Annotated in this window: 17 protein-coding genes; 9 read left to right on the top strand and 8 right to left on the bottom strand. The window is 69.8% G+C overall.

Annotated features, from left to right (window positions below):
• Positions 1-3: 3 nt before the first annotated feature.
• A complete protein-coding gene (locus tag QC385_RS07050; protein WP_279540414.1) occupies positions 4-843 on the bottom strand; it encodes an alpha/beta fold hydrolase in 840 nt (279 codons plus the stop codon).
• Positions 844-921: 78 nt separating this feature from the next.
• On the opposite strand from QC385_RS07050, the gene QC385_RS07045 reads away from it, so the two are divergent.
• Both QC385_RS07045 and QC385_RS07040 read left to right on the top strand, forming a co-directional pair.
• Positions 922-1,401: a helix-turn-helix domain-containing protein gene (locus QC385_RS07045; protein ID WP_279540413.1), complete on the top strand. Its 480-nt coding sequence runs from the start codon at positions 922-924 to the stop codon at positions 1,399-1,401.
• Between the two features lie 93 nt (positions 1,402-1,494).
• Complete coding sequence (locus tag QC385_RS07040) at positions 1,495-2,301, top strand: GNAT family N-acetyltransferase (RefSeq protein ID WP_279540412.1); 807 nt, start codon at positions 1,495-1,497, stop codon at positions 2,299-2,301.
• Between the two features lie 14 nt (positions 2,302-2,315).
• Here QC385_RS07040 and QC385_RS07035 read toward each other — a convergent pair whose 3' ends face one another.
• Entirely contained in the window at positions 2,316-3,374 is a 1,059-nt protein-coding gene (locus QC385_RS07035; RefSeq protein ID WP_279540796.1) for a LacI family DNA-binding transcriptional regulator, read from the bottom strand.
• Positions 3,375-3,498: 124 nt separating this feature from the next.
• Here QC385_RS07035 and QC385_RS07030 point away from each other — a divergent pair, with 124 nt between their 5' ends.
• Positions 3,499-4,098: an antibiotic biosynthesis monooxygenase family protein gene (locus tag QC385_RS07030; RefSeq protein ID WP_279540411.1), complete on the top strand. Its 600-nt coding sequence runs from the start codon at positions 3,499-3,501 to the stop codon at positions 4,096-4,098.
• A 79-nt stretch (positions 4,099-4,177) separates the two neighbouring features.
• On the opposite strand, the gene QC385_RS07025 is transcribed toward QC385_RS07030, so the two are convergent.
• From QC385_RS07025 to QC385_RS07010, 4 genes are all read right to left on the bottom strand, one after another.
• Positions 4,178-5,596, bottom strand: a complete 1,419-nt coding sequence (locus QC385_RS07025) for a sensor histidine kinase (RefSeq protein ID WP_279540410.1) — start codon at positions 5,594-5,596, stop codon at positions 4,178-4,180.
• Positions 5,597-6,316, bottom strand: a complete 720-nt coding sequence (locus QC385_RS07020; RefSeq protein WP_078945695.1) for a response regulator transcription factor — start codon at positions 6,314-6,316, stop codon at positions 5,597-5,599.
• A 117-nt stretch (positions 6,317-6,433) separates the two neighbouring features.
• Positions 6,434-7,510: an LLM class flavin-dependent oxidoreductase gene (locus QC385_RS07015; protein WP_279540409.1), complete on the bottom strand. Its 1,077-nt coding sequence runs from the start codon at positions 7,508-7,510 to the stop codon at positions 6,434-6,436.
• 48 nt (positions 7,511-7,558) lie between these two features.
• Complete coding sequence (locus QC385_RS07010) at positions 7,559-8,140, bottom strand: hypothetical protein (RefSeq protein ID WP_279540408.1); 582 nt, start codon at positions 8,138-8,140, stop codon at positions 7,559-7,561.
• Between the two features lie 137 nt (positions 8,141-8,277).
• Between QC385_RS07010 and QC385_RS07005 the strand changes: the two genes are divergently transcribed.
• Positions 8,278-8,613 carry a YnfA family protein gene (locus QC385_RS07005; RefSeq protein WP_279540407.1) on the top strand — a complete coding sequence of 112 codons (336 nt, stop codon included), beginning with the start codon at positions 8,278-8,280 and terminating at the stop codon, positions 8,611-8,613.
• A 52-nt stretch (positions 8,614-8,665) separates the two neighbouring features.
• Here QC385_RS07005 and QC385_RS07000 read toward each other — a convergent pair whose 3' ends face one another.
• Positions 8,666-9,100 (bottom strand): ester cyclase, encoded by a 435-nt coding sequence (locus QC385_RS07000; protein WP_279540406.1) that lies wholly within the window; start codon positions 9,098-9,100, stop codon positions 8,666-8,668.
• A gap of 121 nt (positions 9,101-9,221) precedes the next feature.
• Between QC385_RS07000 and QC385_RS06995 the strand changes: the two genes are divergently transcribed.
• From QC385_RS06995 to QC385_RS06975, 5 genes are all read left to right on the top strand, one after another.
• On the top strand, positions 9,222-9,998 hold the full coding sequence (locus QC385_RS06995) for an SDR family oxidoreductase (RefSeq protein ID WP_279540405.1): 777 nt from the start codon (positions 9,222-9,224) through the stop codon (positions 9,996-9,998).
• Positions 9,998-10,156: a hypothetical protein gene (locus QC385_RS06990; RefSeq protein ID WP_279540404.1), complete on the top strand. Its 159-nt coding sequence runs from the start codon at positions 9,998-10,000 to the stop codon at positions 10,154-10,156. Before QC385_RS06995 ends, QC385_RS06990 begins: the two co-directional genes overlap by 1 nt.
• Positions 10,157-10,434: 278 nt before the next feature.
• A complete protein-coding gene (locus QC385_RS06985; protein WP_336621273.1) occupies positions 10,435-11,130 on the top strand; it encodes an LAGLIDADG family homing endonuclease in 696 nt (231 codons plus the stop codon).
• A 294-nt stretch (positions 11,131-11,424) separates the two neighbouring features.
• Positions 11,425-12,129, top strand: a complete 705-nt coding sequence (locus QC385_RS06980) for a DUF6082 family protein (RefSeq protein ID WP_279540402.1) — start codon at positions 11,425-11,427, stop codon at positions 12,127-12,129.
• A gap of 32 nt (positions 12,130-12,161) precedes the next feature.
• Positions 12,162-12,929 carry a transposase gene (locus tag QC385_RS06975; RefSeq protein ID WP_279540401.1) on the top strand — a complete coding sequence of 256 codons (768 nt, stop codon included), beginning with the start codon at positions 12,162-12,164 and terminating at the stop codon, positions 12,927-12,929.
• A gap of 50 nt (positions 12,930-12,979) precedes the next feature.
• Here QC385_RS06975 and QC385_RS06970 read toward each other — a convergent pair whose 3' ends face one another.
• Positions 12,980-14,173: an RtcB family protein gene (locus QC385_RS06970; protein ID WP_279540400.1), complete on the bottom strand. Its 1,194-nt coding sequence runs from the start codon at positions 14,171-14,173 to the stop codon at positions 12,980-12,982.
• Positions 14,174-14,265: the final 92 nt, after the last annotated feature.

The raw sequence follows: 14,265 nt of genomic DNA, 5'->3' as shown, positions 1-14,265 counted from the left end.
TGCTCAGGCCAGGAATTCTGCCAGCAGGCGGTTGAGTTCGGCGGGTCGCTCGGTGGGCAGGGAGTGGTGGGAGGCGTCCGGCAGGGTGACGACGCTCGCTCTGGGCAGGAGCCGGCGTGCGGCGGCCGCTGTGCGCGGCACGTCGTGAACCCGGCTGTGTTCGGCCAGGACCACCAGGGCCGGGACGGTGCAGGCCCTCAACTGCTGTGCCCTGGGGCGTCGCATCGCGACGACCTTCGACCGCCGGGCGGTGGCGGTACTGTCCAGGAACGCCCGCCACAACGGATCTTCAGGAGTGCGGCCGGTCTCCCACCGGTGGAAGGCCCGCACGCGCTCCGCGGTGGGCTTCAGCAACACGGGCAGCCCGTGCATGAGGTAGCGCGGGCTCATGCCGGCGAAGCAGTTGGTCGGGTCGAGCAGCGCGAGTCTGCCGAGCCGGTGGGGCGCGTGCAGCGCGTGGTTCAGGGCGATCCAGGCGCCGTAGGAGTGGCCGCACAGGTGTGCCCCGTCCAGGTCCAGTGCGTCGAAGAGCGCGTCGAGCCATGCCACCAGGTCGCCTGCGCCGCGCAGTGGCGCCCCGTCGTGCACGCTGCGGCCGATGTCACCCATCAGGTCGACGGCGTACACCCGATGAGTGGAGGCCAGGGCTTCGATGTTGGCGAACCAGACCACCGACGTTGATCCACCGCCGGGCAGCAGCACGACCGGAACGCCGTCCTGCGGGCCGCAGATGTGGACCCGCGTGCTGCCGTAGGGGGACGGGACGTCGACGCTGTGGACCTCGACGGGCCACTGCCGCAGGACGGCGTCGTACGCCGCGAAGAAGACTGCCTCGTCACCCATGACCCCCGCCTTATGATTACCCGGATATTACTCGGACATCGATAATCTCGATTATCGAGATACTACGGGAGTGGGAGCGTGGACGACCAGGATCCCGGCCTTCGGCTGGTCCACCTGCTGCGAGCCGTCACGGTGGAACTGGACCTTCTCGCTGCCGAGTTCGCCGGCCGTGAAGGGCTTCATTCCACGGATGTGCGCGCACTGATCCACCTGCTGGACGCCGGCCGGGAGGGCGTGCGGGCCACCCCTGGATGGCTCGGAGCGCAGCTGGGTGTGAACTCGGCATCCACCACTGCCCTGGTCGACCGTCTGGAGCGGCTGGGGCTCGTGCGCCGGGAACGGGACACGCGCGACCGCCGGCGGGTGCTGCTGGTCGTCCAGGACGAGGCCGTCACCCTGGGCTGGTCGTTCTTCGGGCCGCTGATCCACGAGATGGTCGCCGAGATGCGGTCCTTCGACGAGACGGAGCTGGCCACGGTGCGGCGTTTCCTGCTGGCCATGCGCGATGTCGCCGCCGCACGGCGACGGGCCCAGCAGGACAGCTCTGCCCGCCGGTGACCACACGAGCGGGATGAGGCAGCCCCGCGAAGGGCAGTACGTGTACGGGGCACGGCCGACGCCCGTGACCCGTCGCCGACCTGGGGGGATGTCATGCGCGATCTCACGGACTCGATCGAGTCGATGGAGCAGCTCGCCGCGGTGTGGCGGGTCATGGTGCTCGACCGGGATCCGCGGGCGGACGTCCGCGATCTGCCGGGCATCGCCGTCCGCTGGGCCGACTGCCGGTTCGCCTTCTGGAACTGCGTCACGCTGACCGAGCACGGCGCCACCGCCGGGCTGCTGAAGCAGCGGCTGAACGAGGCCGCGGAGATCATGCGGTCGAAGAAGTGCCCCGGTTTTCTGTGGGTCTTCGAGGATCTCCTCGACGACGAGGCGCGCGCGGGGCTCGCGAACGCCGCCGAGCGGGCCGGGCTCGTCCACGCCTTTCCCGGTACGGGCATGGCGGCGGACTTACTGCCCCTTCCCGAACCCGCCCACCCCGACCTGACGTTCGTCCGCGTGACCACCGATGAGCAACTGCGCGCCTTCGCCGACATCAACTCGCGTGCCTACGGGTTCCCGCTGGAGGACGGCCGTGACGGGCTCGGCCGCTCCTCACTGTGGAAGAGCGAGGTGTACGCCTACCTGGGCGTGCGCGACGACGGCACTCCCGTGACCTGCGCCGCCACCGTCGAGGCCGACGGCCGCCTCTTCGTGCTGCTCGTCGCCACCGACCCGGCGTGGGAGCGCCGGGGATACGGGGAGGCGGTGACGCGCAAGGCCCTGTACGAGGGCGGCCGGGCCACCGGCCTGACCCGGGCGACCCTGCACGCCACCGCGGCCGGAGCGCCCGTCTATCCGCGCATCGGGTTCGAGGCGAACTCACCGATGCGGTTCTTCGCCCTCGCCGACCAGTGACGCGGGCTCGAGCCTCAGGAAGGTGCCCTGCCCGACGTCCCCTCACCCTCCACGTGCCGCTCACGCTCGTCCCGGGTCCGGGCCACCGGCGCGGTCGTGGCACGCGGGAGCACACGCGTCGGCAGCACGACATGCCGCTGGTGGCCGGCCCCGGGGTCGTCGATGAGCTTCAGCGCGAGCTCGCCGGCCTCGCGGCCCATGTCCGACGGTGACTGGGCGACCGTGGACAGGTCGAACCAGTCGGCCAGCGGCTGGTCGTCGAAGCCGAGGACGGAGATGCGTTCGGGTACGGCGATCCGCGTCCTGCGCAGGTTCCAGACGAGGGCGACGGCGACCTCGTCCTGCTCGGCGAAGACGGCGGTGGGCGGCTCGCGCAGGCTCAGCAGCATGCCGAGCACCTCGGCGGCGGCGCGCTTGTCGCCGACCGGCGTGGACGCCACCAGGTCGTCGTCGAGCGGGACCCCCGCCTCGGTGAGCGCCTGCTGGTAGCCCAGCAGCCGTTCGTTGGAGCTGAAGGAGAAGCCGCTCGTGCCCGCGGTCTGGACGAAGGCGATCCGGCGGTGTCCGAGGTTGAGCAGGTGCCGGGTGCCGTGCAGGGCGCCGGCCACGTCGTCGACGTAGACGCTGGGCCGTCCGGCGACTTGCCGGCTGACGTAGATCACCGGCATGCCGAGGTCGTCCAGCCGCGCGGTCTCCTCGTCGGTGAGGTCGAAGGAGAACACCAGGAGCGCGTCGGCGTTGCGGCGTGCCGGGAGGTGCTCGAAGAACGCGGTGCGCTCGGCCAGGTCGGGGATCTCGTAGACGTTCAGCTGCATGCCCGCCGCCCGCAGCAGCGGGGCCAGGCCGGACAGGGCGGATCCCATGAACCAGGAGTCGAGCGTCGGGACCAGCACCGCCACCGTCCCGGTCCTGCCCGTGACCAGGCTCGCGGCCTGCCGGGACACGGCGAAGTTCAGCTCGCGCGCGGCCTCCTCGACCCGGGCCCGCACCTCCGGCGAGACCGTGGACAGGCCGCGCAGCGTGCGCGAGACGGTGGACGTGGAGACCCCGGCCCGTTCGGCGACGTCGGCCATCGTGGGGTGCCGTTGAGCTGGAGGCATGAGCGGACGGTAGCACCGCGTCGAAAAGCGGTTGACCGCTCCCGGCAGCCCTCGGGCACGATCACGGTTCCGCTCCCTTCACGAAGGAGTTCCGTCCGTGCCCTCAGCCCCCTTCCCGGACCTGACCGTGCCCGGCACGTTGGTGATCGGCACGCGGTACGCCGACGGCCTGGAGCAGCAACAGGCGGTCGCACAAGCCGAGTTCGACGCACTGGCGACCCCGCCCGTCGGGCTCGCCGCCGTCAGCTGGTTCCTCAGCACGGACGGGGAGACGGTGCTGACGCTCGCCCAGTGGACCGACGACACCGCGGTCCCGCCGGCCGGCCCGCCCCGCTACCGGCTGTACCGCAGCCTCGCCGAGGAGCAGGAGACGCGCGTCCCGGGATGCCTCATCACCGCCGCCTTCGACGTCGACGGGCCGGAGCGGCAGCGCGCCTTCACCGACGCGGTGATCGAGGCCCAGCCACGCGAAGGCGGCCACCCCGGGGCGATCTCCGCCCACTTCCTGCACAGCGTCGACGGCAGCCGGGTGCTGCTGTACACCGAGTGGACCAGCGTGGAAGCCCATCAGGAGGCCGCCGAGGCCGGAGACCACGACAAGGGGCACGAGTTGTTCTCGGGGACGCCTGGGGTGCGGCTCACGCACGGTGGGCGGTTTCATCTGCACCGCACCCTGCGGCGGGATCCCGCGAGATGAGCCCCACGCGAAGGCAGGTGGTGTCAGTCGAGCCCGCGAAGGCAGGCGGTGTCAGTCGAGCCCGCGAAGGCAGGCGGTGTCAGTCGAACCCCCCGCCCACCGTGAACCCGATCACCGTCCCGCCCCCCTCCCGCCGGAACGCGAACGGCGCTCCCCCGTGCGCGAGTGCCACCTCGCGCACGATGGACAGGCCCAGGCCTGAACCCGGCAGGGAACGGGCGTCGGCGGCGCGGTAGAAGCGGTCGAAGACGCGGTCGAGGTCCTTGTCCGATATGCCGGGGCCGCGGTCGAGGACCTCGACGCGGATCGTGCCGGGCCGGGCGGGCCCGGCGACGACGATCTCGACGGGGCCCGAGCCGCCCTGGTCGAACTTCACCGCGTTCTCGACGAGGTTGGACAGCGCCCGGGTCAGCATCCCGGGCCGCCCGTCGGTCGTGGTGTCGCCGCTCGCGCGGAGCAGGATCCGCCGGCCGCTGCGGCGCCGGGCGAGGCCCGCCACCTCCTCCGCGATGTCGGCGACGTTCACCCGCCGTGGCGGCTCGGTGTCGGACTGCCCGGCCGCGAGATCGACGAGCTCGTTGACCAGGTCGGTCAGCTCGCGGGCCTCCTGCCCCAGGTCGGCGACCAGTTCCTCGCGGGTCTCGGGCGGGAGCTCGTCGATCCGGCGGAGCAGGGAGATGTTCGTACGCAGGGAGGTCAGCGGCGTACGGAGCTCGTGGCCCGCGTCCTGGACCAGGCGGCGCTGGTCCTCCTCGGACTGGGCGAGCCGCCCCAGCATGCGGTCGAAGGCCCGGCCGAGCCGGCCCACCTCGTCGTGCCCGGCGACGGGCACCTGAATGCCGAGCCGGCGGGTACGGGCGACGTCCTCGGCCGCGTCGGTGAGGACGACCAGGCGGCGTGTGATCCGCCGGGCCAGCCACCAGCCGAACAGGCCGGCGGCGATCACGACGGCGGCCATCAGCAGCAGCGTCCGCCGCTGGAGTGCCCGCAGCAGGTCCTCGACGTCGCTGAACTCCTGCGCGACCTGGACCGCGCCCCGGCCGTCGCCGAGGGAGACGGTGGCGACACGGTAGACGTCGTCGCCGACGTCGACGTCCTTGTGCTCGGCCACCCGCCCGGACGTCACCGCCGCGGCGATCCGCACATCGGCGCCCGTGACCGGCAGTCCGGGGCTGCCCGGGTCGACGACATGGCCGTCCGGGCCGAGCACCTGCACATCGGTACGGGCGGGCCGGACCAGGTCGTGGCCCGGCGCGGCGGACGAGAAGTCGCCGGGCGTCATGCGGTTCTCCCGCACCTCGTCACGCAGGTCCTGGACGACCTCGTCGAACACGGTCTGCTGGTCCACCCGCACCAGCCGGGCCGCCGCGCTGTACGACAGGATGCCGACCAGGATCGTCACGGCCGCCGTCACCGCCGCGAACGACACCGCGAAGGTGGTGCGCAGCGAGACCAGCTTCGGCCGCCGCCCGTCCAGCAGCCGGCCGAGGCGGCCCACTCAGTCCTCCCGCAGCACGTAACCCACGCCACGCACCGTGTGGATGAGCTGCGGCGCGTCCGGCTCGTCGAGCTTGCGGCGCAGATAGCCGACGTAGACGGCGAGGTTCTTCGAGCCGGGGCCGAAGTCGTAGCCCCAGATGCGGTCGTAGATCGTCGAGTGGTCGAGGACGATGCCCGCGTTGCGGACCAGCAGCTCCAGCAGTTCGAACTCGGTGCGGGTCAGCTCCAGCTCGCGGGCGCCGCGCCAGGCCCGGCGCGCCTGAGGGTCCATGCGGATGCCGGCCGCCTCGATGAACCGCTCGGGCACCGGCCGGGGCGCCTCGGCCACGGGCGCGCCGCCGACTCCCACCGGGCTGGTGCGGCGCAGCAGCGCGCGCAGCCGGGCGAAGACCTCCTCCACGTCGAAGGGCTTCACCACGTAGTCGTCGGCGCCCGCGTCCAGGCCGGCGATCCGGTCGGCGGTCTCCACGAGGGCGGTCAGCATCAGGATCGGCGTCCGGTCGCCCTCGGCGCGCAGCACGCGGCACACCTGAAGCCCGTCGATGCCGGGCATCATCACGTCCAGGACGAGGACGTCCGGACGGTTGCGGTGGGCCTGCGCCAGTGCCTCGACACCGTCGGCGACCGCCATGACCTGGTAACCCTCCAGGGTCAGGGCACGCTCCAGGGCGTTGCGGATGGCGCGGTCGTCTTCGGCGAGCAGCACTGTTTGGGACACGCGTCCAGTGTGCCCCGCCACCGGGGCTCCGGGACCGGACGAGCCGCGCCGGAGCGTCCTTCTTACTGCCCTCTCACCAGGGAACACGCAACCGCAGGCCGGGTGCCTACCGTCCTCTCACCCTCGGGCCCGCGCGAGCCGGGCCGCATGCGTCGGGGCTTCCGGCACGTCCGCCGGGCGGCCCACGGCGAACTCCTTGCGCAGCACCGGCACGACCTCCTCGCCCAGCAGGTCGATCTGCTCCAGCACGGTCTTCAGCGGCAGCCCGGCGTGGTCGACCAGGAACAGCTGGCGCTGGTAGTCACCGGCGTACTCGCGGAAGGCCAGCGTCTTCTCGATGACCTGCTGCGGCGAGCCGACGGTCAGCGGCGTCTGCGCCATGAAGTCCTCCAGCGACGGCCCGTGCCCGTACACCGGGGCGACGTCGAAGTACGGCCGGAACTCGCGCACGGCGTCCTGCGAGTTCGGCCGTATGAACACATGCCCGCCGAGCCCGACGATCGCCTGCTCGGGCGTGCCGTGCCCGTGGTGCGCGTACCGCGTCCGGTACAGCTCGACCATCCTCTTGGTGTGGTCGGCCGGCCAGAAGATGTTGTTGTGGAAGAAGCCGTCGCCGTAGTACGCGGCCTGCTCGGCGATCTCCGGCGAGCGGATCGACCCGTGCCAGACGAACGGCGGTACGCCGTCCAGCGGGCGGGGCGTGGCGGTGAAGCCCTGCAACGGCGTACGGAACTTCCCCTCCCAGTCGACGGCCTCCTCGCGCCACAGCCGGTGCAGGAGGGCGTAGTTCTCGATCGCGAGCGGGATGCCCTGGCGGATGTCCTGCCCGAACCAGGGGTAGACGGGGGCGGTGTTGCCGCGCCCCAGCATGAGATCCACCCGGCCGTCGGCCAGGTGCTGGAGCATCGCGAAGTCCTCGGCGATCTTCACCGGGTCGTTGGTGGTGATGAGGGTGGTGGCCGTGGAGAGGATCAGCCGCTCGGTGCGGGCGGCGACGTAGCCGAGCATCGTGGTCGGGGACGACGGCACGAACGGCGGGTTGTGGTGCTCGCCGGTGGCGAAGACGTCGAGCCCGGCCTCCTCGGCCTTCAGCGCGATGGCGACCATGGCCTTGATGCGCTCGCGTTCGGTCGGCGTCCGGCCGGTGGTCGGGTCGGGCGTGACGTCGCCGACGCTGAAGATCCCGAACTGCATGGTCGCTCACCCTCCAGGTTGTTTACACTTCAAACATACCTCCGGGTGTCAGAAGTGGTACGGGTCCCCCGTGTCCAGGACGAGCACCCGCTGCCGCTCCTCGCGCCGAGCACGGTCCACCGCCCCGCCGACCCACACCGTGTCGAGGTCCAGCACGACCTCCGGCGGCGCCCCCGGCAACCGCACCCGCAGGGCGATCCGCTCCCCCACGCCGTCCGCCGCCAGCGCCCCCGTCCGGCACAGCACCGCCTGCCGCCCCGACCGCGCACACCCCACCGGCAGCTCCTGCCGGTCGGCCAACGGCTCCGACCACCGCAACCGAACCGTCGCGTCCGCGACGGCGGCGGTCCCGTGGTTGCGCGGGGTGAACGCCAGGTCGACGTGACCGGCGGAGAGGGAGGCGGACCCGTGGTAGGCGAGACCGGCCTCGGAGCCGTGCCGGCCGACGGCAGGAGCCGCCCCGGAGACAGGAGTCCCGGACGCGGGAGCCCCGGCGGCCGGAGCCCCGGTGGCCGGAGCCCCGAACGCCGGCGCGGCCACCCCCGTCACCAACCCGGCCACGGCGGCGACCCACACCGCGTAGCCCCGCACGGCGAAAGACTGCCCGGCGAAAAACCGCACTCTCCCCATACCACCCGCTCCTCGCACCACCGGAACAACCACCACTGGGACACCCCGATGTATCCCCAGCGGAGCGCCCCGCAGGCGCCGTCCATCAGGTGACACCACGCCCCTTCGGTCCCACCCCGACGTGCCAAGCTGCCCGCATGCAGATCCTGCGTTCCGCCGCCCTCTTCGTCCTCGCCGCCCTGCTGGAGATCGGCGGCGCATGGCTGGTCTGGCAGGGCGTGCGCGAGAACAAGGGCTGGCTGTGGGCGGCCGGCGGCGTCCTCGCGCTCGGCGCCTACGGCTTCGTCGCGACGTTCCAGCCCGACGCGCACTTCGGCCGCGTCCTCGCCGCGTACGGCGGGATCTTCGTCGCCGGTTCGATCCTGTGGGGCGTGGTCGCGGACGGCTACCGCCCGGACCGCTGGGACATCACGGGCGCACTGATCTGCCTCGCGGGCATGGCAGTGATCATGTACGCCCCGCGAGGACACTGACTGACCGGCCTCCCGGGCCGGGACCCAGGGCCGAGGGCTCAGGGCCGGGGACTCAGAACGGCTCGTCGGGCAGCAGCCCCAGTTGCCCCAGGAAGTCCATCTCGTCGAAGTACAGGCGGTAGTCGACGATCCGGCCGTCCTTCACGGTGGCGATGTCCACCCCGCGGATCCTGATCTCCTTCTGGGTCGGGGGCAGCGTCTCGCCATTGGGCAGTTGCAGCGGCCCGGTGTTCCGTCCGCTGAAGATCCCTTCGTCGATGGCGGTGTCGCCGACCTCGTAGGAGTGCAACGTCTGGAACGTCGCCTCGGGGAGCGCCTCCGTCATCGTCCGCCAGTAATCGACGATGTTGTCGCGCCCGTGCAGCTCGCCCTCGTCGGAGGTGAAGGCGACCGCGTCCTCGGCGTACAGCTCGCTGACGACGTTCAGATCGGCGTGCGTGGTGACCGCGTCCGTGAGCCGGTCCATGACCTGGCGTGCCTCTCCCATGACCAACCTCCAGAGGAACAGGAGGATCACCCGCCCCCATTCTCCCACCGCGGAGCCCACCTATCCTGGCCGGAGGCCTTCGCACAGAAGTCGGCCCGTCCGCCACGCCCGAGGAGCTCCCATGGCCACCGCCGCCCCGTCCGCAGCCTCCCGCATCGCCGTCGTCACCGGTGCGAGCAGCGGAATCGGCGCCGCCACGGCCCGGCAGCTCGCCGCCGCGGGCTACCGCGTCGTCCTCACCGCCCGCCGCAAGGACCGCATCGAGGCGCTGGCGGAGGAGATCACCAAGGCCGGCCACCAGGCCACGGCGTACGCCCTCGACGTCACCGACCGCGCGGCGGTCGACGAGTTCGCCACGGCCTTCAAGACGATCGGCGTGCTGGTCAACAACGCGGGCGGCGCGCTCGGCGCCGACCCGGTCGCGACCGGTGACCCGGCCGACTGGCGCCAGATGTACGAGACGAACGTCATCGGCACGCTCAACCTCACCCAGGCCCTGCTGCCCAAGCTGGTCGCGAGCGGCGACGGCACGGTCGTGGTCGTCTCCTCCACCGCGGGCCACGGCACCTACGAGGGCGGCGGGGGCTACGTCGCCGCCAAGCACGGCGCGCACGTCCTCGCCGAGACCCTGCGCCTGGAGATCGTCGGCCAGCCGGTCCGCGTCATCGAGATCGCCCCCGGCATGGTCAAGACGGACGAGTTCGCCCTCACCCGTTTCTCCGGCGACAAGGAGAAGGCGGAGAAGGTCTACGAAGGCGTCGCCGAACCGCTCACCGCCGACGACGTCGCCGACACCATCACCTGGGCGATCACCCGCCCCAGCCACGTCAACGTCGACCTCCTGGTCCTGCGCCCCCGCGCCCAGGCCTCCAACACGAAGGTCCACCGGGACCTGTGATGCCGGACGCGGAACGCGAACGCGAACGCGAACAGCGGCGCCTCGTCCAGGAGACGCAGAACGAACGCCGGATGTGGTGGTGGCTCGCCTACTTCCTCTTCGGCATCCACATCGTGGCGTTCGTCATGATCTACGCGGTGCTGCACGCCCCGAAGTAGCTCTCACTCACAGGAGTGAACATCCTCGATCACCCGAACGGCAGTTGAACTGCCGCTCTAGGCTCACGCCACACCGTCAACACGACGGCCCTCGACCGGGATGCCGGTCCCGACCGAGGGCCTGACCGACAGGAAGTAGAGGCTTCCCTGTGGCTGACTACGAGCCTAGCGCTCACCAGTTCATGGACCTCACGGTCCCCGAGTACGCGTACATGTTCGGGTTCTTGCAGGCGGATGGGCATCTCTCTCAGCAGTCGAGGCAGCGAGGACACCTGACCGTGGAACTCAGCGTGCGGGACATCGATCTCCTGCAGAGGTTCCAGCAACTGACGCCGTACAACACGAGCATCAGCGAACGCGTCCGGAGGACGAATTTCGCCGAGAGCCATCGATCAGCCGTCTGGCGCCTGTATGCCCTCGAAGCCAGGACCAAGCTTAATGAACTCGGCCTGCCCTACGGCCGCAAATCGAAGAACGTTGCTCCACCCCGCGTCGAGTTCTCAGAGCGCGACTATCTACGAGGCCTCTTCGACGCTGATGGCTCTCTGGGACACAGCCAGGGCTGCCCCTTCATCTCCCTTGCTACGGCCAGCACCCACGTCATGGCCTACTTGTGCTCCTACGCGGAGAAAATCACAGGCACCAAGCGTAATTTGCGGCGCAACCAGCGTGACGGCGTCTACAACGTCATGTACGTCACCGAGGCGGCGCAGACCCTGGTTGCGCACCTTTACTATCCGGGTTGCCTGGCCCTGAAGCGCAAGCAGACAACGGCAGCCTCCATCGCTGAATGGGCTCGCCCGGTCGGCTCCAAGCCGCGGCCGCCGCGCATCCAATGGACCCGCGCAATGGACCAGGTCCTGCTCGCCGCACCCACCGTCGCCCACGCAGCGACTGAGCTCGGCTACTCCTTCAGCGCCTGCCAAGGTCGCCGTTGGAAGCTGCTGCACGGCGTCGTGACCACGCCGGACTGACCGGATCGTGCTGGGCGCGGCTCACATTTTGCCGCGCCCCAGCGTGCTGCTAAGGGTTGTCCCGTAAATGATCTTTAGCTGGTGCGGCTGTGGTCCGTCCGGCAGCGAGCTGTCCGTCTATCCGGTGCGGATGAGGTTGTGCGGGCGGGCGATGTTGAGCACGGCAGCTGGAAGTAGGCTGCCTCAGGCTCGACCTGGTCACGGGGACCAGCGCGCCTGGGGGTGATTGACCTGATAGTTAGTCATGGGTCCGCGGCTGCAGCATCGGTGGCTCGCCGAGCAGGCAGAGTTCTGGTGCTCGTTGGCGCCGTTGCGGTTGCGCTGACGGTGGTGCTGTTGTCGCCTTTCGTGCTGGAGGCACTATCCGGCTCCAAGGGCGTGGACTGGAACAGGCTCAGTCAGATCGGCGCGGCGTACGGCTTCACGTCGGCGATCGTCTCGGCGCTGGCGTTGGCCGGCGTCGCTGTTTCTCTGGTCGTGCAGAACCGGCAGGCGAGGGCGGAGCAGGTCCAGGGGATTCGCAGCTACTACCTGGAGCTCGTCCGCCTGGAACTCGACGACATGCCGCTCTTCCAGCCCGTGTGGGGCGACACTGACATCGTCGATCCGCATGAGCAGAAGCGGCATGTCTACGCCGACCTCATGATGAACTACGCGTGGATGGGCTTCGAGATCGGGACCATTCGCGAAGGTCTGCTGCGGGACATGCTCGCCGGGATGTTCGCCGGAGAGGCTGGCCGACATTACTGGAGCAGGGCTCACACCTCGTGGATCCCCAGCACGTCCGCAAGCCGGGTCGGTCGTCGCTTCCTGGCCATCGTGGGCGAGGAGCACGCTCGGGCTGTCGCTTCCGGACCGCCGACTCGCTCGACCTTTGGGTCCCGTCCGCCTGCCGTGCCGCCTGCGGGGGCGTCGCCTGCGCTGCGGACATCGGTCGGCGCCCTGATCGGTCTGGGCGCCGGCCTAGCGCTCGGGTCGCTGCTGCGCAGCCGACGTTAGGTGTTGCCTGCCACAAACTAGATGATCACGGTGTGGCTGGTGTGATTACGGCGTCGGAGCCGTCTTGGATAACGCCGTTCTCCGGACTGAGCCCGCGCCAGTTCGGCAAGTTGGTGGCCGCCCTGCTGCGTGAGGGCGCCGACACGGTTCGCCGGGGACGACCTTGGGGTCTGACCCTGGAGGACCGGGTGCTATTGGTCGCGGCCTACTGGCGTACGAACTTGACGATGCGCCAGCTGGCCCCGCTGTTCGGCGTCTCGAAGTCGGCGGCGGACCGGATTATCGTTCAGCTCGGCCCGCTGATGTCCCTGCAGCCGAGGCGTCGCTTCGCCAAGGACACCGTGCTGATCGTGGACGGCACCCTGGTGCCTACCCGCGACCACGACGTAGCTGAGCAGTCGAAGAACTACCGGTACTCCACCAACCACCAGGTTGTGATCGACGCCGACACCCGCTTGGTGGTTGTCGTGGGCCGACCACTGCCGGGCAACCGCAACGACTGCAAGGCGTGGGAAGAATCCGGCGCCAGGGCCGCAGTCGGCGGCACCCTCACAATTGCTGACGGCGGTTATCCGGGCACCGGACTCGTCATGTCCCACCGGCGCCGTAAGGGCGAAGACCTGCCCGACTGGAGAGTGGCGCACAACAAGTCGCACAAGCAGGTCCGAGCACGCGTGGAACACGTCTTCGCCCGCATGAAGACATGGAAGATTCTCCGCGACTGCCGCCTCAAAGGCGACGGCGTCCACCACGCCATGCTCGGCATCGCCCGCTTGCACAACCTCACCCTCGGCGGATAGCCGGACGGGCCTTCATTCCCACCACCCGAAGATCATTTACGGGACAACCCTTAGCCCTTCACGCAAACGACCTGCTTCAGCTTCGCCACGACCTCCACCAGGTCCCGCTGCTGGTCGATGACCTGCTCGATCGGCTTGTAGGCGCCCGGGATCTCGTCCACGACGCCGGAGTCCTTACGGCACTCCACGCCCCGCGTCTGCTCCTCCAGGTCCTTCGTGGAGAACCGGCGCTTCGCCGCGTTGCGGCTCATGCGCCGACCCGCGCCGTGCGAGGCCGAGTTGAACGACTTGTCGTTGCCGAGGCCCTTAACGATGTACGAACCCGTGCCCATGGAGCCGGGGATGATCCCGTAATCGCCCGAGCCGGCCCGGATCGCGCCCTTGCGGGTCACGAGCAGGTCCATCCCGTCGTAGCGCTCCTCGGCCACGTAGTTGTGGTGCGCGCTGATCTCCGGCTCGAAGGTCGGCTTCGCCTTCTTGAACTCCTTGCGGATCACGTCCTTCAGGAGCGCCATCATGATCGAGCGGTTGTACTTCGCGTACTCCTGCGCCCAGAACAGGTCGTTGCGGTACGCCGCCATCTGCGGGGTGTCCGCGACGAAGACGGCGAGGTCACGGTCGACCAGGCCCTGGTTGTGCGGGAGCTTCTGGGCCACGCCGATGTGGTGCTCGGCCAGTTCCTTGCCGATGTTGCGGGAACCGGAGTGGAGCATGAGCCACATAGACCCATGCGTATCTATGCACACTTCGACAAAATGATTCCCGGATCCGAGCGTTCCCATCTGCCTCGTGGCACGTTCCTGACGGAATTTGACCGCCTCCGCCACTCCCTCGAACCGCCCCCAGAAGTCCTCCCACCCGGAAGTGGCCATCCCATGGAACCGCCCGGGGTCGACGGGATCGTCATGCATCCCACGCCCCACGGGAATCACCTGCTCGACCCGCGACCGCAGCCGTGACAGATCCCCGGGCAGGTCGTTCGCCGTCAGGGACGTCTTCACGGCCGACATTCCGCAGCCGATGTCGACGCCCACCGCCGCCGGGCACACCGCACCCTGCATGGCGATGACCGAGCCGACCGTCGCACCCTTGCCGTAGTGCACGTCGGGCATGACGGCCAGGCCCTTGATCCAGGGCAGCGTGGCGACGTTCTGGAGCTGCTGGAGCGCGGAGCCCTCGACCGTGGACGGGTCGGTCCACATCCGGATCGGTACTTTCGCACCAGGTATCTCTACATACGACATAGCGTCCTCAATCCCCCGTAAACGAACAGAAGTCCTCAACAGCAAATACCGGAGCCAAGGTCGACGAAAGGGATTCCGGACCGGCGTCCACG

The organism is Streptomyces sp. DH10 (assembly GCF_029813805.1).
Taxonomy (GTDB): domain Bacteria; phylum Actinomycetota; class Actinomycetes; order Streptomycetales; family Streptomycetaceae; genus Streptomyces; species Streptomyces coeruleofuscus.
The sequence above is the reverse complement of the archived record's forward strand: the minus strand, read 5'-3'. Positions and strand labels throughout refer to the sequence as shown.

Bases quoted from the DNA above. Each gene is read 5' to 3' on its own strand.
- QC385_RS07050 (WP_279540414.1), bottom strand. From the start codon at position 843: ATGGGTGACGAGGCAGTCTTCTTCGCGGCGTACGACGCCGTCCTGCGG.
- QC385_RS07040 (WP_279540412.1), top strand. From the start codon at position 1,495: ATGCGCGATCTCACGGACTCGATCGAGTCGATGGAGCAGCTCGCCGCG.
- QC385_RS07035 (WP_279540796.1), bottom strand. From the start codon at position 3,374: ATGGCCGACGTCGCCGAACGGGCCGGGGTCTCCACGTCCACCGTCTCG.
- QC385_RS07015 (WP_279540409.1), bottom strand. From the start codon at position 7,510: ATGCAGTTCGGGATCTTCAGCGTCGGCGACGTCACGCCCGACCCGACC.
- QC385_RS07010 (WP_279540408.1), bottom strand. From the start codon at position 8,140: ATGGGGAGAGTGCGGTTTTTCGCCGGGCAGTCTTTCGCCGTGCGGGGC.
- QC385_RS07005 (WP_279540407.1), top strand. From the start codon at position 8,278: ATGCAGATCCTGCGTTCCGCCGCCCTCTTCGTCCTCGCCGCCCTGCTG.
- QC385_RS07000 (WP_279540406.1), bottom strand. From the start codon at position 9,100: ATGGGAGAGGCACGCCAGGTCATGGACCGGCTCACGGACGCGGTCACC.
- QC385_RS06995 (WP_279540405.1), top strand. From the start codon at position 9,222: ATGGCCACCGCCGCCCCGTCCGCAGCCTCCCGCATCGCCGTCGTCACC.
- QC385_RS06990 (WP_279540404.1), top strand. From the start codon at position 9,998: ATGCCGGACGCGGAACGCGAACGCGAACGCGAACAGCGGCGCCTCGTC.
- QC385_RS06970 (WP_279540400.1), bottom strand. From the start codon at position 14,173: ATGTCGTATGTAGAGATACCTGGTGCGAAAGTACCGATCCGGATGTGG.